20 protein-coding genes are annotated in these 23,338 nt (G+C 37.1%); 6 read left to right on the top strand and 14 right to left on the bottom strand.

What is annotated here, in order from left to right; translation table 11 throughout:
- Positions 1 to 45: 45 nt before the first annotated feature.
- The 5 genes from HHL20_RS19685 to HHL20_RS05085 all read right to left on the bottom strand — a co-directional run bounded on the left by HHL20_RS19685 (position 46) and on the right by HHL20_RS05085 (position 9,235).
- Complete coding sequence (locus tag HHL20_RS19685) at positions 46 to 204, bottom strand: hypothetical protein (RefSeq protein WP_317165955.1); 159 nt, start codon at positions 202 to 204, stop codon at positions 46 to 48.
- A 365-nt stretch (positions 205 to 569) separates the two neighbouring features.
- Positions 570 to 968, bottom strand: a complete 399-nt coding sequence (locus HHL20_RS05100) for a hypothetical protein (RefSeq protein ID WP_169230092.1) — start codon at positions 966 to 968, stop codon at positions 570 to 572.
- A 3-nt stretch (positions 969 to 971) separates the two neighbouring features.
- On the bottom strand, positions 972 to 4,718 hold the full coding sequence (locus tag HHL20_RS05095; RefSeq protein WP_169230091.1) for a DUF6443 domain-containing protein: 3,747 nt from the start codon (positions 4,716 to 4,718) through the stop codon (positions 972 to 974).
- A 3-nt stretch (positions 4,719 to 4,721) separates the two neighbouring features.
- A complete protein-coding gene (locus HHL20_RS05090; protein ID WP_169230090.1) occupies positions 4,722 to 7,523 on the bottom strand; it encodes a hypothetical protein in 2,802 nt (933 codons plus the stop codon).
- Between the two features lie 5 nt (positions 7,524 to 7,528).
- On the bottom strand, positions 7,529 to 9,235 hold the full coding sequence (locus tag HHL20_RS05085) for a T9SS type A sorting domain-containing protein (RefSeq protein WP_169230089.1): 1,707 nt from the start codon (positions 9,233 to 9,235) through the stop codon (positions 7,529 to 7,531).
- A 1,544-nt stretch (positions 9,236 to 10,779) separates the two neighbouring features.
- On the opposite strand from HHL20_RS05085, the gene HHL20_RS05080 reads away from it, so the two are divergent.
- On the top strand, positions 10,780 to 11,136 hold the full coding sequence (locus HHL20_RS05080; RefSeq protein WP_169230088.1) for a response regulator: 357 nt from the start codon (positions 10,780 to 10,782) through the stop codon (positions 11,134 to 11,136).
- A gap of 533 nt (positions 11,137 to 11,669) precedes the next feature.
- Here the strand turns inward: HHL20_RS05080 and HHL20_RS05075 are convergent.
- The 4 genes from HHL20_RS05075 to HHL20_RS05060 form a co-directional block, all read right to left on the bottom strand.
- Positions 11,670 to 12,056 carry a GNAT family N-acetyltransferase gene (locus tag HHL20_RS05075; protein WP_169230087.1) on the bottom strand — a complete coding sequence of 129 codons (387 nt, stop codon included), beginning with the start codon at positions 12,054 to 12,056 and terminating at the stop codon, positions 11,670 to 11,672.
- A complete protein-coding gene (locus HHL20_RS05070) occupies positions 12,019 to 12,438 on the bottom strand; it encodes a hypothetical protein (RefSeq protein ID WP_169230086.1) in 420 nt (139 codons plus the stop codon). The genes HHL20_RS05075 and HHL20_RS05070 overlap by 38 nt, the downstream gene beginning before the upstream one ends.
- A gap of 107 nt (positions 12,439 to 12,545) precedes the next feature.
- Complete coding sequence (locus HHL20_RS05065) at positions 12,546 to 13,379, bottom strand: hypothetical protein (protein ID WP_169230085.1); 834 nt, start codon at positions 13,377 to 13,379, stop codon at positions 12,546 to 12,548.
- A gap of 147 nt (positions 13,380 to 13,526) precedes the next feature.
- Positions 13,527 to 13,877, bottom strand: coding sequence for a winged helix-turn-helix transcriptional regulator (locus HHL20_RS05060; protein WP_169230084.1), 351 nt, complete (start codon positions 13,875 to 13,877; stop codon positions 13,527 to 13,529).
- A gap of 103 nt (positions 13,878 to 13,980) precedes the next feature.
- Between HHL20_RS05060 and HHL20_RS05055 the strand changes: the two genes are divergently transcribed.
- The 4 genes from HHL20_RS05055 (at position 13,981) to HHL20_RS05040 (ending at position 17,990) form a co-directional block, all read left to right on the top strand.
- Positions 13,981 to 14,325 (top strand): EthD domain-containing protein, encoded by a 345-nt coding sequence (locus HHL20_RS05055; protein ID WP_169230083.1) that lies wholly within the window; start codon positions 13,981 to 13,983, stop codon positions 14,323 to 14,325.
- Between the two features lie 738 nt (positions 14,326 to 15,063).
- Positions 15,064 to 15,579 (top strand): hypothetical protein, encoded by a 516-nt coding sequence (locus HHL20_RS05050; protein ID WP_169230082.1) that lies wholly within the window; start codon positions 15,064 to 15,066, stop codon positions 15,577 to 15,579.
- A 155-nt stretch (positions 15,580 to 15,734) separates the two neighbouring features.
- On the top strand, positions 15,735 to 16,898 hold the full coding sequence (locus HHL20_RS05045) for an NUMOD4 domain-containing protein (protein WP_169230081.1): 1,164 nt from the start codon (positions 15,735 to 15,737) through the stop codon (positions 16,896 to 16,898).
- Between the two features lie 264 nt (positions 16,899 to 17,162).
- On the top strand, positions 17,163 to 17,990 hold the full coding sequence (locus tag HHL20_RS05040) for an MBL fold metallo-hydrolase (RefSeq protein ID WP_228463085.1): 828 nt from the start codon (positions 17,163 to 17,165) through the stop codon (positions 17,988 to 17,990).
- 466 nt (positions 17,991 to 18,456) lie between these two features.
- Here HHL20_RS05040 and HHL20_RS05035 read toward each other — a convergent pair whose 3' ends face one another.
- Complete coding sequence (locus tag HHL20_RS05035) at positions 18,457 to 19,440, bottom strand: WG repeat-containing protein (protein ID WP_169230080.1); 984 nt, start codon at positions 19,438 to 19,440, stop codon at positions 18,457 to 18,459.
- A gap of 587 nt (positions 19,441 to 20,027) precedes the next feature.
- Here HHL20_RS05035 and HHL20_RS05030 point away from each other — a divergent pair.
- Positions 20,028 to 21,101 (top strand): lipocalin-like domain-containing protein, encoded by a 1,074-nt coding sequence (locus HHL20_RS05030; RefSeq protein ID WP_169230079.1) that lies wholly within the window; start codon positions 20,028 to 20,030, stop codon positions 21,099 to 21,101.
- 247 nt (positions 21,102 to 21,348) lie between these two features.
- Here HHL20_RS05030 and HHL20_RS05025 read toward each other — a convergent pair whose 3' ends face one another.
- From HHL20_RS05025 to HHL20_RS05015, 4 genes are all read right to left on the bottom strand, one after another.
- Positions 21,349 to 21,942, bottom strand: coding sequence for a short chain dehydrogenase (locus HHL20_RS05025; protein WP_169230078.1), 594 nt, complete (start codon positions 21,940 to 21,942; stop codon positions 21,349 to 21,351).
- A gap of 123 nt (positions 21,943 to 22,065) precedes the next feature.
- Complete coding sequence (locus tag HHL20_RS19680; RefSeq protein WP_317165953.1) at positions 22,066 to 22,623, bottom strand: NAD(P)/FAD-dependent oxidoreductase; 558 nt, start codon at positions 22,621 to 22,623, stop codon at positions 22,066 to 22,068.
- A gap of 171 nt (positions 22,624 to 22,794) precedes the next feature.
- The gene (locus tag HHL20_RS19675) at positions 22,795 to 22,977 is read right to left on the bottom strand and encodes an FAD-binding protein (protein ID WP_317165952.1); all 183 of its coding nucleotides are present in this window, start codon (positions 22,975 to 22,977) and stop codon (positions 22,795 to 22,797) included.
- Positions 22,978 to 23,096: 119 nt separating this feature from the next.
- Entirely contained in the window at positions 23,097 to 23,312 is a 216-nt protein-coding gene (locus tag HHL20_RS05015) for a hypothetical protein (RefSeq protein WP_169230077.1), read from the bottom strand.
- Positions 23,313 to 23,338 lie beyond the last annotated feature (26 nt).

Raw genomic sequence — 23,338 nt, 5'->3', positions numbered from 1 at the left:
TCTACAATTTCGCCCGGCTTATAGGAATCAATACAGATCGGCGGATTAAAAGGATCCCAGGGCCCGCTGCACTGCTGGTGGCTGGATCGCCCCGTCCTTGTTTGAATCCGAGTAGCTTAATCTTACGTTGCCTAAATGATCCGTATAGTTGTAAATATATGCATTCGAAAGGAAGTCATAATATCCTTCGGAAGTGGGCATCATCCTTAACTTTATCTCAGCAATTTCCTCGGGATCTTCAACACCAATTCCTCCTCCTGCGGATGATTCCGAAGGCTTGGTGCTTTTATACTGGAACCCGTCCAGATAATTGGTTTCTATATCTCCAAAGAGCTTCTTTAGCTTTACCCCGTCCGCTCTGTACAGATAATCCGTTACTTTGGCATTCTGGGTGATTTTCTGAGGTAAATTTAAATAATTATATTTATTTTTTTTAATATCAAATTAAATTTTACTGTGTTGTAAACACAAACCCCCGATGCAAAGCGTTGGGGGTTTTTATTATTGCTCATGGATTAAAATTCGCGAGAACAGAGGTTACAAATCTGCGAGAACGGTATATTGTCATCTTAATTTTCTTTTATGATGTATTCACCACAGACATTTAAGCAATTCCAATAATAGATTGTTGGTGTACCCGCCTTCCGTATCAGATATCCTGCCATATAATAATCAACATCACGAACGATAGAAACATGATTATCAACAGATTCTTGTTCCAAAATAAACGTATATGTTTTATTCTCCTGAAGCAATTTTTGTTTTTTTGCCTTGTTCTCGCAATATCTCCCCTTTGCAAAAACACCGTCCATCTTTTCGTTTCTAATACGGTATATAATTATACTATCTTTAAAATCAATTTTATAAAGTTTAGCTTTAATAATTTTGGAATTTTGTGATGTGTCATTCTTTTGTACATTACAACCTATAAATAATAAAAATATTAGGATTATATATTGATATTTCATTTGTTAATATTTTATAGTTCCGAAATCTATTATAATTTTATTTGTATTTATATCTCTAAAAAACACAGTTTCGCTAATAACTCTTCCTTGCGTATTTCTCTGGACAGATCCTCCTTGTATATAATTTGACGGTAGGTCTTTATATCTTGAGTCTATACGGGCAGCTTCTGCATGAGAATAATCGTAAGCCGTATTTCTGTCCTTACCAGGAAAATGTAATGCACCTATATAAGCTTCTAATGCTGCGTGTAAAAAACTAACACCTTTTTCTGAGTTTAAAAACTTGTCAAATTCTTCAGTTATTTTTGGACTAACAATATTCGTAGCTGTTATTTTTCCATTATATACAAAGCTTCCTTTAAATGCATCCCCAAGAGAAAATACATCTGTTTTTAGATTTGCATCATAATATCGAAATCCAAATACCGTTTCTAATCTAACTTTAATATCCGGATTCTTAATTGCTTCCAATAACGTGGTAGCTGCTTCGGATAATTCAACTCCCTCAACTGCTGAGCCACTAACCATTCCATCTTTAAAGGTTAAATTTAATTGTCCTTTCATTGATTCTTTTAGAAGATCAAATGCGGCTTGTGCGAATTTTCCATAAATGCCTATCTCAAAAGTGGGACTTCCTCCACCGCCTTCTCCCATCGATCCTAATCCTGTGCTCTGTGCAATACCTCCATAGTTTGACTCCCAAATGGGATTGCCTTCATAATCTATAGGACGGTCTCCTCCGTCACTCGCAAAGCCAGACCCCGTATTGTACCAGGTAGTTCCTGATGGTGATGTCAGCATGGACTGTATGGCCGATTGCGATAACCTTCCATCCGGATCAATAAACCTGACAGGATTATTATTTCCATAAACATAAGGTGAAAATCTTCTTGAAGCCTCTGCCAAAGGATCTACAACACCCCATTTCCCAACTTCAGGCATGTAAAATCTAGCGCCGTAATCATACATTCCTGTTTCCTGCAGCTCCTTCCCGTTGTACTTATACTGGTACGCATTCTGTGTGGTCCGCGTATAATTATGCAACAACCCGAAAGGATAGTAGTTATTAACCTCTACAATTTCGCCCGGCTTATAGGAATCAATACAGATCGGCGGATTAAAAGGATCCCAGGGCCCGCTGCACTGCTGGTAAAAATACCTCCTTGGCTGGATCGCCCCGTCCTTGTTTGAATCCGAGTAGCTTAATCTTACGTTGCCTAAATGATCCGTATAGTTGTAAATATATGCATTCGAAAGGAAGTCATAATATCCTTCGGAAGTGGGCATCATCCTTAACTTTATCTCAGCAATTTCCTCGGGATCTTCAACACCAATTCCTCCTCCTGCGGATGATTCCGAAGGCTTGGTGCTTTTATACTGGAACCCGTCCAGATAATTGGTTTCTATATCTCCAAAGAGCTTCTTTAGCTTTACCCCGTCCGCTCTGTACAGATAATCCGTTATTTTGGCATTCTGGGTAATTTTCTGAGGTAAATTTAAATAATTATATTGAATGGAAGAAATTCCTTTATCCAAATGGGAGGTCATATTCCCGCTGCCTGCAGCAAGACCATTATCATACTGGATGGTATTAGGGGTTGCCAAATAAGGATATCCGTTATTGTTTCCGATCTGTTCTTCGGTTACTTTTGTAAGCCTGTTTCCGGTATAATCGTATTTCAGGTTATCGATCATCATGGCGATAGTACTGCCCGCTGCAAGCCCTTCGGATCTTTTCAGCCTTGTGATATTTCCATTGATATCATACTCCAGTTTTTCAAAATATTCTTTAGCCGCTTCATTTCCCGCTTTCTGGTAGAATCCGGCTGTAAGCCTGTTAAGAGGGTCGTAAGAATAGCCGTATCTTTTCAGCGGCTCATTTTCTTCCGTTAAGGTCTTCCAGGATACTTCGGCAATATTCCCGTTGTACCTCGGCTTTACTTTAAGGGATGAATCCAGCGCATCAGGGGTTTCCAATCCTTCCACCTGGTTATAATTGATCTTATACCCGAAAAGATCAGACCCTAAATTAGCAGGATCGTTCATCGCGGTTATCCATCCGCGGATGTTATACGTGTAATCGACAGTCTGAAGACCGCCTCCTAAAACGGTACCGCCCACTTTCTTGGTTGTGAGCTGCGAAAGTTCGTTATAGGTGTTCCGTGACAGATATTCTACCGGATTATTGTCTACCTGGTGGGTATGGGTCAAAAGCCTGTTCTGGGAATCATAGGTGAAGTTTTCGGTAATGACTTTATCCGTATCCGTGTTCAGCCTTTTGTGGCGGGTAATATTCTGCTGGACAACGCCTGCAAAGTCCAGCTTAGATTCTGTCTGGGTACGGCCGCCTAAATGATTGATGGAATAGCTTCCAATAGCTCTTCTTTTTTTATCGTAGTAGATATAGCTCTTCGTCCAGTTATCGTCTTCAATATTTTTCACCAGGCTCATCACCGGAAGGTTTTTAGTGCTTAAACCTTCTGCAGTAAGAGTTTCGGTAAGGGTAGGCTCTCCTAAAATACTTGATGGAAAAGAAGGGTTGAAATTGTATGAAGGAGTGGTATCATAATAATTAACGGATAAAATCTTTCCCACATTTACAGGAGCTGCTACATTAGAATAGTATACCGGCATTCCACTTACCGTAAATGTTGTTGCCTTTCTTATTTCGTAAACATTGGCGTTGGCATTAACATTGGTTTGTAAGGACTGCCTGGTCAATGAAGTTATTGAAATACCGGTATATGCCACCCGTCCAAATTTGTCATATTTGGTAAATGCCCAGCTCGAAGAAGTCCTCATATTGGCATCCTGGCTCATAATAAGTTTGTCGGCAGTATTATATACCATATAATCTTTGCCCTTGCCCGGAAGTTTCTTTTCCACCATCCGGTGCTTGTTATCATAAACATACTGGTAGCAGAGATCATCCAGGATTTTCTGGGTGACGGTGTTGTTATTTAATGAGATCTGCTCGTCGGCTTTGGGTGAAATGACATAGATGAGATGCCCGTAATCATTATAAACATAATAAGTGTCTGCATTAGTCTGTGAATTCAGTGGTTTCCGTACAAGGACTGTCTGTCCCCGCTCATTTTTAAATTCAATGGTGGTCTGCCCGTCTTCATCGGTTCCCGAAGTTTTGGTCAATACTTTCTCACTGTAAAAGGATACTGCAGGCAGGGAAGATACCGTTACGGTATTTTGCCAGGTGTTGGTAATCGTATATTTTTTTACTTTGTCCGTGGTTTTATTTACGCTGTACTGCATTTTCTGCGTATGTCCCGTACCCATGGCCCAGTCGGCCCCTGGAGCAGCTGCTTCAAGCACTCTTCCTATTGGCGAAGCTTCAAACTTCTGCTCGGAATAAGCGTTGGCTACGCCATAATAGCTGTTGGCAGAAGCAACGGATATATTCTGAATACCCAGGTTTGCCGTAGGCACAGGAACAGGAAGTACCGATTGGCTTTGTCTTCCTAAATTATCATAAACAATCGGAGTTACCAGGTCCTGTCCCTGTGGGGTAGCTTTCACCTGTATCACCTGTTTAGGTCTGCCCAATCCGTCAAAATACTGTACGGTCTCAGATTTTTTGCTTCCGTCTTCAGAAAGGTAAACTTTCGTGTAAATGTAGTTTTCTGTAGAAGTAGGAAGCGCCTGCGCATGGTACACTGAAGCCAAAGCCAGCGCAAGGAGTGAAATATACTTTTTTATCGATTGCAAGTTATATATACTGATGTCCTTTTTCATCGTCTAGTTTTTATTGTTGTATTTGTATTCCTTCACCGTAATTCCGTTGGCATCTACCACTTTTTGCAGCCTTCCGAATGAATCGTATTTATAATTTTCCTTTATTCCTCCGGAGGCTAATGTAGTGGTCATTCCTACCAGAGGATCATAAGTATAGGCTGTCACGATGAAATTAGAAAGAGCAGGATCTTTGATAAAAGTATTGAGCGCGTTCAGTAAAGCGGCCTCTTTGGCAGCTTCTGTAGCGGCTGTGGCATCTGCATCTTCATTGGATGCATTTACAATTGTGGTGATAAGCGATGCCGGAATATCCGAAAGCCGGGCTCCCTCTATCTTTGCAATGGGTACTGTTTTATTGTATCCCCAGATTATGGTTACAGGATATCCCTGCGATCCTGAGTCGGGAAAGGATCTGTATTGCAACAGATTGCCTTTATCATCATAAATATCGTATACCGTGGTTGTTAAAAACTGGCTGAGATTATCCGGCAAATATGTGATTTGTGAAGTCGGATAGAAATGAGTGGTGTCGTCATATTTAGTTTCTGTCTTAGCTAAAGTAGTTCCATTTTTTTTAGATTCGGCCATAATCAGGCGGTCCTTGATTTTGGCTCCCCACAATCTGAGGCTGCCGGCTTTGGTATAGGTATAATTTTCTTCCAACACTTCTCCCTCACGTGTTATTGTTTTTTTATTTGCCACATTCAGGTCCTGTGCATCCCTTACCGATTCCGTTACGGTAGAAATGGCATCCTGGCCGAAAAAAGCGGTGGAGGTGGAGGTTTGTTTTTTGATTATGGAGTTTTTCACCTTGATACTTCCTACACTTTCACTCAATGGATAGAAATCTCCTACAGGATACAATTCAAATGCATATTCTTCTTTAGCTACCGTATTTGCTGCTGCATCAAAAATTTCTTTTTTAGTAAGGAGGCCATTTCTCAGAACATTGTAGTGGGTATACGGGGGAGAAATGTTGCCATCTGCATTTATATTCTCCGGAGTATCTTCCATGGTTTTAAAATAATAACGGACATATCCTTTATTTTCTCCTACCGTTTCTTTTACATTCTTATACACAACAGGTTCCGAATCATTAGAATTAAGAAAAAAGCCGCTGGTTAAAGAAGTATTGGCAAACTGCTGATAAGAATAATTGCGTGTTTCGGAACCTAAAGGAACATTGTTTTCCATAAATTCAATTTTCTTTATTCGTACGCCTCTTCCGGTCGTGTAATTAGGAATTGGCAAAGATTTATATCGTATTCTTTTAATGGTAACCGTACCTCCGCCTCCGGTTCCGACCACTTTGAATGTATTGGTTCCGGGCATATATTTGGTAATTCCATCGTTTCCTGTAACTCCCGAAGTCAGCTCTATATTGATAAATGGAGTAGATCCCGGGTCCCATGTCGGGCTGTCTGTATAGTACACAGGATCATTCACACAGTACATCAGATAGCTTGCTCCATCAGAATCATCCGGATTAGCTGTTAAGTTGAAATTAACCGTAGTTGCGTGGTGAGTATCAAAATTATAGGTACCTACTTCTTCCAATACTTGCGCATCACGGTCTATAATATCGTACGGAAAAATATACTTAGGGGTAAAATCAAGAGTGAAGGGGTCAAAGGTATTGGTTTTCTTTTCAATATACTGATTAGGCTCAAATTCATACCGTACCTGTCCGCCGGCAGGGTATTTTATTGTTTTTAAAAGACCCAGAGCCAGATATTTCGGATTATCGGATTCTGAAGGCAGACAGTGGCAGCTTGAGCTGGTCCAGTAATTGCCGGCGAAAAAATCATCATTATATTCAAATTCCGTTTTTTCGAATGCAGAAGAAGTTCCATATTTTTGAATGGAATTCAACACTCTTTTATTGTAATATCCCGACAGAACATCTTCAGGAGCGCAGGATGACGTATTGGAATCGCTAAAAGTAAAGTTATTTTCACTGTATTGTAAACTATACTTCTGAATTGTTTTTCCAGCTTTGTTTTTTAATTCTGCAGTCTCCAGCTGAAAAGGGTCTGATAACTTCTGTCTCAGGCTGGTATTAAGGTTGTATGTGAATTCCATGCTTCCGAAATCGGGTGAAATCACTTTTTTTAATTTTAAGCTTTTAATCTGTGGCGACGGAAAATCGGGTGCATTATAAATATCTTCCAAATACTCAAACTGCATTTGGGTAACTTGGTTTACATCTTTTATTGAAGACAGATAGTATGTAGAAGTATACGGCGTTGTATTATTAAGATACTTAGAATATGCTATATCCTGCCTGTCAAATGAATAGGAGTTACCGGATTCATCTATAATCGTAAAGCTGTTGGCTGTTGGGTTATAGGTAATGGTGATTTGGGTTTGAGTGCGCATCACAATATATTTCTCCCCGGAAGAACCTGTTTTTAATAAAAATTTACCGTTATGTCCCATAAAAGCGTAATAATACCCATCGGTAGGTATTCCGTTTGCAGGATTTACCTCCCTGTATATAAGACAGCTAACACCATATAGGGACCATCCCAAGCCTACATCTGAAGCCTTACTGCGTTTAAGGGAGTTATTGGGATGATAAGAAATACCGGTATTTATTCCCAATGACGGATTGTGGGTAGACAAAGTAAAGAAAGGGATATTGATATCCGGTATTCCTGTAGATAATGATACGGGAGCATTGATGAAACTCGGTATAGATGCGGCAGAAGGGGCCGAAAAGAAATTTCCATCCGTTCCTTGGGAAAATAGTAAACTTCCGCAGAAATTTGCCAAAAATAATGATATATAATGTATTTTTCTCATTCTAATTACTTTTTAATCAATTTAGCACTCGCTGTTTTATCATTCGTTTTCACCGTCACCAGATACGCTCCCTGAATAAGATTCTGGGTATTAATCTTGGTTACTTTATTTTTGGTTTTTAAGCTCTGAAGCTGTCTTCCGCCCATATCATACACGATAATCTCTGCTTCAAACCCCTGCCCTGTGCCTGTCGACGGTGTGGTCCCTGAGCTTGTCGAAGGGAAGCCGATTTCCACATAGGCGTAATCTGTTACCGGATTCGGGTAAATCTTAATATCCTGCTTTTCAATCAGCTGGTCAATCTGTTTATCTCCAAGTTTCACAATCTTCCAGTTCTCTTTCCCCAATTCCTCTGCGCTGGTTCCCGCTAGAATTATGGATCCGTCTCTGTTCAGCTTAATATCAGAAAGTCGCTCCTCTCTTTTCCTGGATTCTCCTTTCACATGTTTTCTCCACTGTTCTTCTCCCTTTTCATTCAGATACAGCATCCAGAACGTTTCATCATCACTTTCTATTCTTCCTTCAGCCTGGGTATAACCTCCTAAAAGAATTCCTTTTGACGATTGATCATCTGAAGCATGCAGCACGCTCATTCCCATCAGCACATCCCGGTTTTTGAAATTGTAGGATTTTTGCCAGATTTCATCCCCTCTTTCATTTAAAGAAATCAGCCATAAATCCGTTCCTTCTTCAATTCCCGCTGTTTTGTTTCCGGATCTTTCCGATCTTGATTCTCCACCAACTATGTATCCTGTGGAAGTCATGGCCAATGTTCTTAAATGGTCATCACCTTTCCCTCCGAAATTCTTTTCCCATTCTACTTTGCCCTCTTTATTCAGCTTGATAATCCAGTAATCACCCTCACCGAAATTGCCGCTGGCTTTGGCATAATTGATGGTTGATAATTGATGATTGATTCCGGATGCTGAACCTTGATTCTGGGAACCATCATTCATCAATGATCGCTTATCATTCATCGTTACAGCTCCGCTCCTGGAATACACTCCGAGCAATGCCCCGCCGTCTTTGGTAGGGATCATTTTCTCTACTTCATCCAAGCCTTTTCCGCCTATAATGAGTTGTGATAAATCCTTTCCGTTTTTATCGAGTCTAACAATCAATACGTCTTTGGAACCGTAACCTTTTGAAGAATTCTGAACGTTACCCGCCACAAAGAATCCCATATCGGTCGTCTGGATCACCGCTCTGGCTTCTTCATCGGAATCGCTTCCGATTGTTTTCTGCCACAATTCATCCCCGAATTCATTGATCCGGATCAGCCAGATGTCCGATCCGCCCTTGGAATCATCTTTTTTATCCAATCCCTTACTGCTAAATGAAGTTCCTGAAATAAGGAACCCGCCGTCCTGGGTATTTACTGTAGCCGATAAGAAATCATGGTTTTGTCCGGAGAAATACTTTTCCCAAACCTGATCTCCCTGCTGGTTGAGTTTAATTAAATGAAAATCGTAACCGTTATTCGGCTGCTGGCTGTTGGCTACTGGCATATTGCTTTTGCCTCCGGCTTTCGAAATTTCACTTTCAGGACGGATGGAGCTTCCTGTTATCAAATATTGCTGGTCGATGGTTGTAGTAACCTGGGAAAGAAAATCCTGAGTAGAGGATTTGATGTCTTTCTGCCAGACTACTTCCTGGGCGGAAATGCTCAGAACGGAGCATAGGAATAATGCCCCTGAGTAGATTTTATTCATTCTTAATGTTTATTTCGAGTTGTTGATTATTAATTTTAAATTGTTGCAAAAATACTTCTTTTATACAACGTTAAAAAGAAATACAATATCAATTTAATATGAATTTCATCAGATGGAATATCCTAATATATCCATAATCATGATATCGCTTGCAAAACTATAATCCATTAACGACAAAACATGTCGTTTCATATATGCATCGTGAAAAATAAAACAATGTTACAACTCATAATGAAAGTAAGGCGTAGACTTAAAACGTTGATTGTCTATATTATTAAGTAGGAGAAAATGATTGACAAAAAGCGAATATTGATTTGATAATTACGCAGTTATATTGATCCTTACCATTTTATTGCGTTATTTTTGGTAAACGATATAAGTTTTAGCTACTGTTTTCTCTATATCGGGATTAGATACAAAATCAAAGGCCTCCCGTAGGAAGCCTATGAAAAACACAAAATATTAATATGAAAAAAAACTTTTCAGTCAGGAACTGCATTTTGCTTGCATCCTGAATGGAATCTTACAGTTACAGATCTTTTAGGCCAACAATTGACTAACAAATAAGATCAATTTTTTGATACATCTATTCCCAGCAGATATGTTTTATATATTATTATCAATTTACTTTAATAAATTCTGATCCGAGATCGGATTATTTATTTTATACTTATTGAGTTGTCATCTTTTGAACAATACAAATTTACGGCAGCGGCAAAAGTTTCATTGTAGTGAAACATTGAAGTTCATGTAGTGAAATAACCACACATATTCGTTATCAGAACCTTAAACACTTTCTAAGTGTTGAGGACACATATAAATTTATGTTATCTCTAGTATTAAGCTGTCGTCATATAAACCGATATTTACAATGATAAAACGATCCATTAGCCTCTTCCGTCAGGAGCAATACGTCTTATCAGGTAATACTTTCGTAAATAAAAAGACTGCCATCAACAAGATAGACTTTTAGGGCTGTACATTACAAAAGCTTCTTTTTTATTACTCAAGGAATACAAATCCGAGACCTTGGGTTTATTAACTGTATAAATATAGGAACGATATAAAATTGTAATAAAAGATGAGTAAAGCATAAAAACATTTTGTCATTTTTTTTAATCCTGTTGAAGGTATTTCGACATATGAGCAAGAATATTCGCAGCCAAAACTGGTGGGGACTTTAAAGACAATAATTGGATTGGCCTGAATTTGTTGGAATAAATGTTTAGTTTATCGCATTCTAAATAAAGCTCAGCCGCCATTGGTGCGGTTCTGCATTTGATAATGCAATCAAATTTCCTACATGATCAAGCGTAGGTTAACGAAAACTGCTGATTTTTATGACATGGCTTCGCACGGTTATTTTTTGATGATAGAGGTATCATAACGCAGATCATCCAATGATTAAATCCTCTGATTTGTATTGTTAAATAAATAACTGATGAATCGAAACTGATGTGTGCTGTCAATAGTGAGGCGGACCTATTTCAGGTCGCTAATTTCGATTATTTTTTTTCATACATTTACATAAAAATTAATGACTTATGGAGAAAAAAGTGGTACTGATTCAGGATGACGAACAAATATTAGAAATTATGGATCAGATCTTGACCAGCGAAGGATATGATGTGACGCCATCATTAAATACCGATCCGATTGAGGAGATTGACGATATCAATCCTGATGTTGTTATTGTGGATGAATATATCAAAGGAGATAAAAGAGGAACTGAGGTGATTGAAGAGTTGAAGACAGATCCTTCCACTGAAGATTTATCAGCCGTATTGACTTCCACCTCTCCAGAATTATCCAAAAAGGCAGAACAATGCAAAGCTGATGACTATATTGAGAAACCTTTTGACATTGATCATCTGGTAGATGTCGTTAAAAAAAATACCTAAACCGTAAAATTATTTTTAATTGAAATATTCATATATTATCACCTTTCTTTGGAGATTACGGTTCACTAACCGTAATACTTATTTTAATTATAAAACAGTTTCCTCCAATTCTTTTCCAAACAGTACTTTACTCCATTATTATTAAAATAATAAAAAATATCTGTAGGCAAGACACCAAATATAAATGCTTCTAAACATTGAAATGTATTATAGTATTACTTTTCGTTCATACAATTAAAATTTACGAGTGTTACAATGTATGGTAATTTATGTATATATTGATCGAATCTGGAGGTAAGATGGTAGCAAAAAACTAAATAGTATTTATTATCATTGTTGTAAATATTCAATCCCATTATAAGTGCATACAGAAACTTTTAGTTTCACTTCCACCTACATAGTACGCAGTGCTGAGATTTTGCTAAAGTCTTCTCAAATGTTTCAATATTTATGACTTGATGGTACTGATAAGGATAGCAAATACATAGGTATTGGGTAAAGGAACAGAATCCCTGTGTAATATTTTTTTAATCTTACAGACTCATGTGGATAATCGGGTAGTTTTTTCCTGAATTATCTTTTGCTGATCGCGAAATTTTTCTGAAACCCATATTTTCATAGAACCGGCGTGCCAATGAGTTTTGTTCATTGACATCTACTTTGGTAAATGCAGTTATCTCTTTCATAAATTTGCACAATATTTTTCCGTAGCCTTTTCCCCGAAAATCGTTGTGAATAAAAAGCATTGCCAGAGTATCTTCAGCAACAGCAGCAAAACCCACAATTTCATTCTCTTCAGTAACCAAATAAACATTCAAATTTGGCAAATAATCTCTTGGAATAGCTTCTACAAAATAATTAAAATCCTCTGCTGAGAGAAAATCATGAGTAGCCACTACAGCAGATTCCCAGATTTCCATAATCCGTGGATAATCTGATTGGGTCGCTAATTTTATATGGTACAAAATGATAATTTTTGTGAAAATAGAAAAAGCAATCTAAATATCCAAATGAATATTTGATATAAACCTCTCCTTGATCCTTTGATTTCAGATCTTTATAGTAAATTCCATAGTCTAACTTTCTTGAAAACTCTTTAGACGTTGATTTAAAAACATTTACAGTCAATATACCAAAACCGTGATTATTGGAAGTTTTGATATCAGTAACAATTCCTTCAAAGACAACACCGTTTCCTAAAACTTTATTATTTTCAACATATTCTTCTGATCCAATTGCTGTTACATAAATAATCATGCCTATGAAAATAATGAATAATATAATAAATCTTAAATACTTCATATCTATTTTTAATTAAACCGGGGATTTCTAATCCAAGAATTTTCATTAACACCATTATGATTTCCTAATGCCTTTTCGGCCTTATAAATACTTGTTAAAAAATTTCTTTAAAGTATCCGTTTTATTCCATTAAAAACTAATTTTTTATAATGTCGTCTTAATTTTCTTTCTAACTTTTTGTTGTTCTTCAAATTATGAGGAACATCCATCCCATTAAAGTATATTTGGGTTTTATTGTTTTTTAGAGGAAATAGGGTCATATTAATATTTCTCAAAGTATCATTGTCAATAATCAATTGATTTTTAATACATTTTCTAGCTCCACTGGTTGAATCAACTACTCCCCGGTAATAAATTGGTTTGACGGAATCAAACTCAATTCCATTTTCCTTTAATGTATTTATTAGGGTATCCTTATGGTAATTAACCACTATATTACATTTATAACATTTCAGATTTCCATTGTTCATCGTATAATAAAAACTTGGAGGAGGAGCCTCAGCAATAAAAATAAATAAAGAAGGGAAGAAAACTACATACGGGTTTAGCCTGGTAATAAATAGATGTTGGAATTTATTAATATTTTTTATGATATAATAGGGAAATGGCAATAACACTGCCACAAATAAATCCGAATAATCTATAATTCTTGTAGTTTCCATCAAGGAATATTCATTGTAAAAATCTATTAAATCTTGAGAATATTCGCTTTTCCAAAATGCAAAAATTATTAATGCAGCAAAAACACTGTTCTGCTTCAATTTCGGAAAAATAAATGTTAGAAAAAAGGGAAATATTATTATACCGCAAATATCAGATAATTTCCCCGTAATGAAACTTGGATAAGTAAACTTTAAAACTTGGTCATTGACAAGTAACAATAATACTCCTAAAACGAAAACATAATTCGAGAGTAAATACTTGTTGTTATTTATATTCATACCTATTTGCTTGCCTCTCAAAGGTACACATTATCTCATTTGGTTGGATTGTTTTGTGGCCCTTAATTTGTCGTCCGGACTGTACACTTTATTCTAAATTGTAAATTATTTCGTGCTAAATGCAATGTTATATTAGTAATGATTTCTTTATTGTTTTTCGATAAGTGCTGCTTCTAAAACGGTCCTGTTGTTTTCGCCCCACTTCTCCAGGCTCATGATCAGAGGCAACAGACTTTTCCCAAGAGGTGTTAACTGATATTCAACTCTGGGAATTTTCGTTTCGTATGAACATTTTGTAATAAACCCATCCTGTAACAGCTCATCCAGCTGCTTCGTCATTACCCTCCGGTCTGCGGATATTTTTTTTTGCAGCGCACCGGGTCTTATGATGCCTTCTGAAATATAAAACAGCAGCATCAGCTTCCATTTTCCACCTAACAGTTCTTTAAATAGATGCAGTCCGCATTCGGTTCTGGCAGGAATTTTCTTTTTGTACATAAACTTGGTTAATAAATTATAACGATTCCCGCACAAATTTGTGCGTAATTGACTTGCACATCATAATACAATAATATTGCATAAGATTATAAAGAAAGAAATAATGATCAAATTTACGTTTTTGGTACAGAAACTACCAAGTATGAGTCTTGAAGAATTTATCGACTATCACAAAAACATACACGCTCCTTTATTCTGTTCCATTCCGGAGACAGAACTTTATGTTAGAAAGTATGTAGTCAACCACCCTATCATTGCAGACGGTTTTCCAAAGCCGTTGTATGATGCCGTTGTAGAAATCTTCTTTGACTCGTTTGAGGATTTCAACAGCTTCTTCAATTCAGAAAATTATTTAACCAAGGTTCATCCCGATGAGCCCAATTTCTTTGACACGGCAAACTATATTGCGATGGCGAACAAGGAAACCATCGTCAAAGAGGGTGCATAATTAATCGCTTTATTACTTACGCACATCTGCTATCGGTGGATGTGCTATTGATACAAGATGACGAGTTAAACCAGAAATTAATTATCTCATTCACAACTCTATTTTAAATGTGAAAATATAATGATTAATGTTTCAGGGTTTGTGATATGTGAGCAAAATAAGCGCATGCGTTCCTCCTATGTCAAGGTATAGAAGACCTGCGGTATAGAAAAATCTACTCCTAAAAGATTTAGAAACTTTACATAGTGATCCGGAGTAATACACCTTCCTATTTCTTTACACGGATACTGGATCTCAATCAAAATTCCTGCTGTAAGCTTTAGAATGCACCATCTGACATCCTGAATTCAGAATTGTCAGAGGTTAACCCTCACGTCTCCCAATAACATCGGTATTTCTTTGCCCTACAACATCCATCAACGACAGCATATGTCGCATTGTATATGAATCATAAAAAATTAAACAAAGTTGCACTCACAATGAAAATAGGACGTAGACTTAACACGTGGATTGTCTACATTATTACGTAGAAAGGAAATGATTGAAATAAGCACACACTGAATTGAAAATTACGTAGTTATACTGATCGTTACCATTTTTTAAAGCCTTATTTTTGGTATACAATATAAGTTTTTCGCTGCCCATTCTAAGGTTAATAAAGGCAGTAAATACTCATAACAAATGGGGAAGCTGAAAACCAATTAGAGTAAGCATAATGAAATACCAAAAAACAAAATCATGACAACCAGTACAACATCATCTACGACGATTAAGGATCTAAAAAGCTTAGCACAGCAAGCACTCACGAAACAAATTGAAATAATTAAGAACAGTCCGGAAAATAGTCCGGTTAACATGGCTAATAAGGCGCTTCTTTCTTTTGATGATTCAACATCGGTTTGGGCTGCAGGAGGAACACTTGAAGCCGGCGGGCTTGTATATTATGGAGTATCCTGCACATTGGCTTTAACCAATATCACAAACGTGAAAGCAGTTGAATTTGAAGCTCACGGATGGGGCGCTGTAGCAGCTGTAATAGAATGTGAGGTTGCCGGAGCATTTGTGGTAGATCCTAGCACGGTAGCAGGTAATTGTGAATGGGCAATTGTCGCAGGTGCCATCGAAGAAGGAGCCGTATCACTGACATTAATGACCGAATCAGGTTCTCTTATCGGTACATTTGCTGGTGTAGCCGAGGGAGTCGGTGCCTTTACATGGGGCAAAGATAATGGTGACCTCAAAGTATCTGAGTAATTGAATTTCAAATCTTATATATGCGATTATCATTTTTTGGTAATCGCATATGTATATTGCTGATGTAGGCATATGGTAGATGGTATCGCTAAGGATATTATTTAGTATTGCTACCTTTACGGTGAAAAGAATCTATTGATACTGAATAAAATTGCATGAAACTTCCTCTCCCTTTAGAAACGCCTTATGTGAAAGAGGTCCTGTATAACAAATCTTTACAAAACCTGCCTGATGAACAGTGGAAGGTGATCGAAGGATTTGACCATTATGCGATCTCCAGCTACGGACGTTTGAAAAGCCTGGAACGCCAGGCATCATCATTATTCGGTAGAGAAAGGATGATGCCCGAAATAATGATGGAGCTGATTTTTGTAAAACGTTTCAATCAATATCTTCAACAAAACAGTTACCATGTTCACTGCTCCTTGTCGTCAGGCGGTAAAAAATACCGAAAATCAGTGGCCAGGCTGGTGTATTACCACTTTGTTGAGAAATTCGATTACAGCGATCGGAGTATTTCTATCATAACCAAAGACAGAGACAGTCTGCACGTACACTATTCCAACCTACAGAAGATATCTGCCAGTGAAAGAAGGAAGACTCAGTTTGCTGAAAACCGTGTCAGGAACCGAAATGTTATTTATCGGCAGGCTGTCAGTCAATATACTGTCGAAGGCGAACTTGTGGCTCATTTTAACAGCATGTATGATGCCGCCGAGCACATTGGTCTGCAGCCCGAATCCATTATGGATGTAATCCATAAGGAATTTCTGACCGCTGGGGAATACCGCTGGTTTTTAAAAAGTGACAACCCGCAACAGAAGGATTTTGTAGTACAAAATAAATCTTCTTTGCAGCAAAAGATCTTTAATGCCTCTCTTTGGAAAAAACTGGGAAAACCTCCTATTGATAAAAAGAATCCTCCACCCTGCATGAATTTGTCGGTAAAAAGCCTGCCGGGTGAACAATGGCAACCCATCCCCCTTTTTGAAAACCGGTTTATGGTATCCGACAAAGGAAGGATAAAAAGACTCAGCGGATGGACTACTACCGGCCGGAAGGTCTTTCTGCATGAACAAATATTATCTCAGCTCCTTTCCATGGAAGGAACCCAACGTTCGCTCTTTACCATCTTCAACCATCAAGGCAAACAAAGGTCGATTACTACCGTTAAGCTGATGTATTACTGCTTCGTGGAAAATTTTGACCTGTCCGGAAAAACCCATGTTGTCATCAACAAAAGCAATCCGTTTTGGGATGTTGACATCAGCAATCTTTCCCTGCATCCCATCCATTCCGTACTGAGAGGAAAAGTATAGGATTACTTCATTTTCTTAAAAAAAAAGAGACTAAAATAGCCCTCTATCCGTACACAATCTCTGCAATTATTATATAATTTTTAACAATTTATGCTCAATAGCAACAATTAAAGCTCCGCGTTCAGGTATGGTTTTTGTTTGTAAATATCATTCAGTCACTTAGCTGTAGCGTGTTATAAGCACTTTATTTGTGTGCACAGCACCTGAATGCACACGACACCTCTAGTAAGAGATAAATTATATAAAACCCAAAAAAATATTAATATGAGACAGAGTGATGACAACAGAATAATTCCGATGACGTCGTTTTCCAGCGGAAACGGTACATCGGTAGCAGATGATGTCTATTATTATACCAATCAGATCGTGAATGTGGTCATGCTGGGCAAGCCCGGTGAAGATTGGTTTTTAATAGACTGCGGAATGCCGCACTGTGGGGAGGAGATTATCGCCGCTGCTGAAGACCGCTACGGTAAAGACAGGCCGCCCGCAGCAATATTCCTGAGCCATGGCCATTTTGACCATGTCGGTGGAATTGTAACGGTATTGGAAAAGTGGGATGTCCCCGTGTATGCCCATCCTCTGGAAATTCCTTTCCTTACCGGAAAACAGGAATATCCTGAACCTGACGCTTCTGTTGAAGGCGGTTTGCTGGCCAAGCTGTCTTTTATTTATCCGCATGAACCCATAGATATTTCCGAACGTGTATCTGCTTATCCGGAGGATGGTACATTACCGGGACTCAGCGAATGGCGCTGGATCCACGCGCCTGGCCACTCTCCCGGTCAGGTGGTCTTCTTTCGTGAGAAAGACCGTATCCTGATCTCTGCCGACGCTTTTATAACGGTGAAACAGGATTCATTCTACAAAGTCCTGGTTCAGAAACGTGAAGTACAGGGGCCTCCCCGATACTTAACGACAGATTGGGCGGCCGCCAGGGATACGGTAGCCAAGCTAAGAGATTTAGCCCCGTCCCTAGTGATTTCAGGACACGGGCAATACATGGAAGGTGAAGAATTGAGATTTGGCCTAAATAGGCTTGCTGATGATTTCGACACTCTGGCCGTACCTTCACACGGGCGGTTTGTATAGTAAGGACAGATTCCGGCAATGTATAATATGATGTTGTAAACCTCATGGAATTTTAAGGTATATAAGTTCTTGAGTATCCGCTTTACACATAGCCTGTAATAGTAACAATAAATAATCTTTTTAAAAGTCTATTTCCGAAATACCTGAGAGGGTTACAAGTGCTTACCTGCAACGATAGGCCGTGTCATGTATATAGGTCATCGAGATCAAATAAAAACTACTGTTTTAATGATATTGAAAATTATTTGATCATTAAGTCAAAAAACCGAAAAATACTACTGCAAAAATATCCCCAAACATACAATTTGCAATCAAATCTTATTTAAGAATTAGTAACATTTGAGGCTTGCCAACGGCGTGGATTTTTAGCACTAAAATTCAATAGAATTACTACCGGTGAACCTTGTACAAATGTTCATTGGAGCACTTCAGCCCACTTTTGGAAAATTCTTGTTAATGCCCAGTTTTATTTTTCATAGTATAGAAATGGAGTTTTGTCGTTTCCAAATATAAATACCTTATTGTTGTCTATTGCCATTGTACCTTTGTCTGAAATCCAATCATAATTCTGATTTAATGAAGTTCCATCTTTAAATAACACATTGTATTTATTATTTATTTTATAAATCCCAAATCCGTCTTTAATGATAATTTCTCCAATATTTTCACATTCAAATTTACTTTCTAAAACTAAAATTGGCTTATTATATAAATTATAATATTTCCACTTTGAGTTTATTTTTAAACCGATAAGATTTGGATCTTTAGAAAGAATAACTTTAGAGTAGGAAAATGGCAATATAGCATTATTATTTTCATTGACAATTCCTATTTTTCCATTTTTTCTGGCTACAATTAAACTCCTTCTGATACAGTAAATAGTATCATATAATGGTTGGATTATCATTTTTCCATTTTGATAATTTTCATCCAATTTATTTACACCATATTTTTTGTTTTTTCCTTTAAATGGAATTATCCTTTCTGTTTCAAAGTAAGGTTCCGCACATCCATTACCAGGCACTATAAATTCTCCTTTTTTTAAATCAAAGACTTCAAATGAAGAACAATTATCTGTATGACAAAGTGCAACAAAATTGTCCCGCATCGGCGTATGCCACAACTGAAATACTTTATATATTGGTCTGGTTAATAAGTTTCCATCAATATCAATTATTCCGAAATTGTCATCTATTTTTACTAATGAGGATTTTCTACCAACAAACGGATAGGCAACTTGAAAGCCAGTTTCTGATATTTTTTTATTGGTATTCGTATTTATATAATAAAACTTATCACCCATAAATTTCGGCATTATTGAATCTTTCTTATAGGATAAATCCTTTAAGGTTTCAATGTCAAAAGGAAATTTATTAAACTCAATTTTATTTTGTGAAAGTAAAGTTTTGTAAGAACAAAAAATAATTAGAAATATGATCATTTTTTTCATTTCAACATTTATTAGGAATTTGTAATAAAATTGCACATAACTTTCAAACGCATTGCGTCAATCTGATTATATGACTTTCGTAAAGCTATTTATAGTTCTGTAAACGATAAAGGAGAGTAACAATAAAACAATCTCAACAGGATTAATTGCTGAATGTTTGGTGACAACCGTTTAATTAACAAAATTAGTTATTTGAGGTATATAATCAATAAATTAAATTCTGTTTGCCTTAGCTACATATTTTATTTCTGATCTGTTTTGTAATGAGCCGTAATTCTACGTAACGATTAATATAGTATTTATACTCTATAAAAAGGAAAGAAATCTTCGTTACTTTGGATTGTCAGGATATATATTTTTAGAGATAAAAGATCACAACTAATAAGATCCTTGAATTTTACAAAACGTTTTATAATTATTCTTTGAGTTGTATGTGTAAGCAAATGAAATCTTAAACATTTATGCAGGCCGGCAATCATAACAATATGGGTGCTCTGCTTAAAAATAATTAAGATGTGTCATTTGATATAAATTTTTGTAATAAATATCCCTGATAAAGTCACTTAATACATTAAAAATAAACTAATATGTCTGAGAATCAAGAAAACCAAGAAAACGCATCCTCCATCATTTTACCGGATGATCAGTATGCTCATACCGGTGCACCTACGGAGTGGTGGTGGCATGTAGGAACATTATTTACTGAAGACGGCCGCACTTTCGGTTTCGAAATTAATGCCGCAGGGATGAAAGATAATTCAGCTGGATACAGTTATGCTTTTACACAAATACAAATAACTGACGTTAAAAATAAACGTAATTACCAAAAAGTAAATGTTACCATGCCTTGCCCATCGAATTGGGCACAATATGATAAAACACAACCATGGTTTGTAGCATTAGGACAAAGTGGTACGGATGGTGCTGTTGCGATGTCGGCTGTGGATAGTAATCCACTCAATATGTCAGTACAAGCAACTTTTACAGATATTGATCCTGATTCTAATATAAAAACCCCTTGTGAGCTTGATCTCGATTTCTTTCAGCAGGGCCCTCCGTTGCTTGTTTGGGGAACAGGTTGTAATCTTGTAGATCCCAACGGTACAAGTCCGATCACACGAAATAATTATTATTATTCTTTAACGAATTTACGGGCTAGCGGCATCATAAAAATAGGTAGCGAAGAAATTAAAGTTAGCGGTTTAACCTGGATGGATCATGAATATGGGGCATTTCCAAACGGATCAACAGGAAAAGTGATATGGCTATTACAAGATATCCAATTGGATAATGGTCTCCATCTTTCCAATTACACAAAATTCGGTGTCGTACCCCAGGAAAATGTTCCGATGCCTTCCAATGCAACATTTTTGGTAAATGGTGAAAGCATATTCTTAAATACAATCACAACTCCCCTGGGTCCTATCTTTATAAGTAGAAAAGGCATAACTTATTTTTTAAAATTTAAAATTGAATTTGAAGATTATAAACACTTAAGCTTTATAGTAAATGTTTCTTATCCAGATCAAGTTTTCAGGGATGGTGAGAGCGCAGATGTATACGAAGGCGTTGCGACTGCTGAATTTCTATTTAATATGACTGAGAAAAAACAAATGGTTATTACTAAGGGGACAGCATGGGTGGAGCAGAATCTTGGGTAATGCCTGTTCCAGTTTTCTGCTAGAATAAATATATTCAGCTACCCAAGGATGGAACCCTAGAAGCATTTTAGGATAGCTGAATTTTCCCCTGACTTCTATTCGTTAAGCAGGTCGCGGATATCCAGTTGGTCTATAATCATCATAAGCGCCGATACTTGTTGTAAAAAGGTATTTAAACCTGCCATTCTATAACAACCTCAGTTCATTAGAAATGCAATAATGACCTGCGGATCTTTTGTTCTCGCGACTATGGCTTGATAATATGTCCTGTTATTTTTCCGAATACACTTTTTCTGAACATAAATTCCAATTGTCTCATAGTGGTTGGAATTTCTCCCGGAAAATAAGGGAAATATTGCGGTGAATCTTCAATTACCGTAGGACTTACTGCATTGATACGGATCCCATTTTCCAACTCGATGGCTGCTGCCCTGACAAATCCTTCTACAGCTCCGTTAGCCGCTGAGGCATTTGCAAAATTTACTTGCGGTTCATCAGTTAATGCACCAGTAATTAATGTAAACGATCCTTTGGGATTAATGTATTTCTGACCGATCAACACCAAATTGATCTGACCCATCATCTTTCCTTCGACACCATTTCTGAAGGTTTCATTATTCAGTTTGCTCCAGGGACCGACAAAAGTTGGACCTGCAGTTGAAATTAATGCGTCAAACGCACCCGCTTGTCTGAACATATTCTCAATTGATTCGGTTGAAGTAATATCAGCTGAGATATCACCTCCTTTGGAAGCAACTTTAATTACTTCGTGCTCATTCTCCAGAGCTTTTACCAAATATGTTCCCATAGTGCCGGTTGCACCTACAATGATAATTTTCATAACTATGATTTTTATGATTAATTTGTTTTTCAAATTGTTTTAAAAAGTATTTACTATGATATCTCAATGAGGAAATTTGAGTTCAGTAATATTTAAAAATGACTGTAATTGAGTGGATAGATTTTAGAATTGTTCTAAAATTAACTTTTTACTGGCTGCCATTCCTGCGGTAGTACCCATTGCGACTGCATTGGCGACGGTTCTCATTCGGGTGGTGTTATCACCTGAAGCGTAAATGCCTTCAACAGAGGTTTCGTGGAATCCGCTGACTTTTAAATACCCGTCCTCGGTAATTTCACATCCCAATGTTTCCGGTATTGAACAATGCTGTATAAATGCGCGGGAAGAATATAATGCTGTAATTGCTAAAGCCGTATTGTCATTAAATATAATATTTTGGATATGGCCATCGATGTGATTCAGCTCTTTAATTTCCTTTTCAACAATCTGTATATTGTGAGATTTCAGTTTTTTCACTTGTTCATTGGTTAGGGCTGATTTTCCATTCGTATAGATTGTTAAATCTTTTGTCCAATTATTAATCATTTCTGAAAGCTCGTATGCATAATCTCCATTACCGAGAATACCTGTTCTTGTATTCCGAACCTCATAACCGTGGCAGTATGGGCAATGAATAACAGAAATTCCCCAAGACTCAGCAAATCCTTCAATTTTTGGCATAATGTCTTTAATACCTGTAGCAAAAATGAGTTTCTAGCCTGGAATTCACTACCTGTTTCCGTTACAATTTCAAATCCATTTTCGATTTTTCTGCTGGTAGCTGCAATCCCATTGTAAAAGCTTACCGTGGAATATTTTTCTACTTGTTGTTTTCCCAAGGTAACAATGTCTTTAGGGCGTATTCCCATCATGAGTGAGGAAATTATGTGAATATGGTGTCTGGGCATTACACGGCTTGCCGCTATCAATAATAAGTACTTTTTTTAAAGCCCTGCCTAAAGCCATTCCAGCAGCCAAACCGGAGTAGCTTCCTCCAATAATAATTACGTCAAATTGTTTTGTATCTGTTTTCATAATAAAGTTGTTTAAATAAAATGGAAAAGTGACTGCAATCATCACAAAACCATCGTGTTTATAAATTTTGTCGTATTAAGTAGTTTAATAGCGGTTTTATATAAATGCTTACTTATTTATTATCTTTTTACACTGAATTGACGTATAATAAAGTCAACCAGCGGAACTCCAATGAATACAATAAACGGAACCAGTACAACGGTTAAGATGAATGCTCGCTGATAAATCGGTAACGTATTTAATGCTTTACCAAACAGGAATAAAAGAAGTGTGATTGACGGATAAATAGCCAGCCATATTTTTAGCGAAGCCATTAATTTCATTCTTGTTTTCATAATGTTTTTCTTTTGAAATAATTTAC

This window comes from Chryseobacterium cheonjiense (assembly GCF_012927265.1).
Taxonomy (GTDB): Bacteria; Bacteroidota; Bacteroidia; order Flavobacteriales; family Weeksellaceae; genus Chryseobacterium; species Chryseobacterium cheonjiense.
Note: the sequence above shows the minus strand (reverse complement) of the source record. Positions and strands in the feature narration are given on the sequence as shown.

Excerpts from the sequence above, each read along its gene's own strand:
- HHL20_RS19685 (WP_317165955.1), bottom strand. The coding sequence starts at position 204 with ATGATGCCCACTTCCGAAGGATATTATGACTTCCTTTCGAATGCATAT.
- HHL20_RS05100 (WP_169230092.1), bottom strand. The coding sequence starts at position 968 with ATGAAATATCAATATATAATCCTAATATTTTTATTATTTATAGGTTGT.
- HHL20_RS05095 (WP_169230091.1), bottom strand. The coding sequence starts at position 4,718 with ATGAAAAAGGACATCAGTATATATAACTTGCAATCGATAAAAAAGTAT.
- HHL20_RS05090 (WP_169230090.1), bottom strand. The coding sequence starts at position 7,523 with ATGAGAAAAATACATTATATATCATTATTTTTGGCAAATTTCTGCGGA.
- HHL20_RS05085 (WP_169230089.1), bottom strand. The coding sequence starts at position 9,235 with ATGAATAAAATCTACTCAGGGGCATTATTCCTATGCTCCGTTCTGAGC.
- HHL20_RS05080 (WP_169230088.1), top strand. The coding sequence starts at position 10,780 with ATGGAGAAAAAAGTGGTACTGATTCAGGATGACGAACAAATATTAGAA.
- HHL20_RS05075 (WP_169230087.1), bottom strand. The coding sequence starts at position 12,056 with ATGGAAATCTGGGAATCTGCTGTAGTGGCTACTCATGATTTTCTCTCA.
- HHL20_RS05070 (WP_169230086.1), bottom strand. The coding sequence starts at position 12,438 with ATGAAGTATTTAAGATTTATTATATTATTCATTATTTTCATAGGCATG.
- HHL20_RS05065 (WP_169230085.1), bottom strand. The coding sequence starts at position 13,379 with ATGAATATAAATAACAACAAGTATTTACTCTCGAATTATGTTTTCGTT.
- HHL20_RS05060 (WP_169230084.1), bottom strand. The coding sequence starts at position 13,877 with ATGTACAAAAAGAAAATTCCTGCCAGAACCGAATGCGGACTGCATCTA.
- HHL20_RS05055 (WP_169230083.1), top strand. The coding sequence starts at position 13,981 with ATGATCAAATTTACGTTTTTGGTACAGAAACTACCAAGTATGAGTCTT.
- HHL20_RS05050 (WP_169230082.1), top strand. The coding sequence starts at position 15,064 with ATGACAACCAGTACAACATCATCTACGACGATTAAGGATCTAAAAAGC.
- HHL20_RS05045 (WP_169230081.1), top strand. The coding sequence starts at position 15,735 with ATGAAACTTCCTCTCCCTTTAGAAACGCCTTATGTGAAAGAGGTCCTG.
- HHL20_RS05040 (WP_228463085.1), top strand. The coding sequence starts at position 17,163 with ATGAGACAGAGTGATGACAACAGAATAATTCCGATGACGTCGTTTTCC.
- HHL20_RS05035 (WP_169230080.1), bottom strand. The coding sequence starts at position 19,440 with ATGAAAAAAATGATCATATTTCTAATTATTTTTTGTTCTTACAAAACT.
- HHL20_RS05030 (WP_169230079.1), top strand. The coding sequence starts at position 20,028 with ATGTCTGAGAATCAAGAAAACCAAGAAAACGCATCCTCCATCATTTTA.
- HHL20_RS05025 (WP_169230078.1), bottom strand. The coding sequence starts at position 21,942 with ATGAAAATTATCATTGTAGGTGCAACCGGCACTATGGGAACATATTTG.
- HHL20_RS19680 (WP_317165953.1), bottom strand. The coding sequence starts at position 22,623 with ATGCCAAAAATTGAAGGATTTGCTGAGTCTTGGGGAATTTCTGTTATT.
- HHL20_RS19675 (WP_317165952.1), bottom strand. The coding sequence starts at position 22,977 with ATGAAAACAGATACAAAACAATTTGACGTAATTATTATTGGAGGAAGC.
- HHL20_RS05015 (WP_169230077.1), bottom strand. The coding sequence starts at position 23,312 with ATGAAAACAAGAATGAAATTAATGGCTTCGCTAAAAATATGGCTGGCT.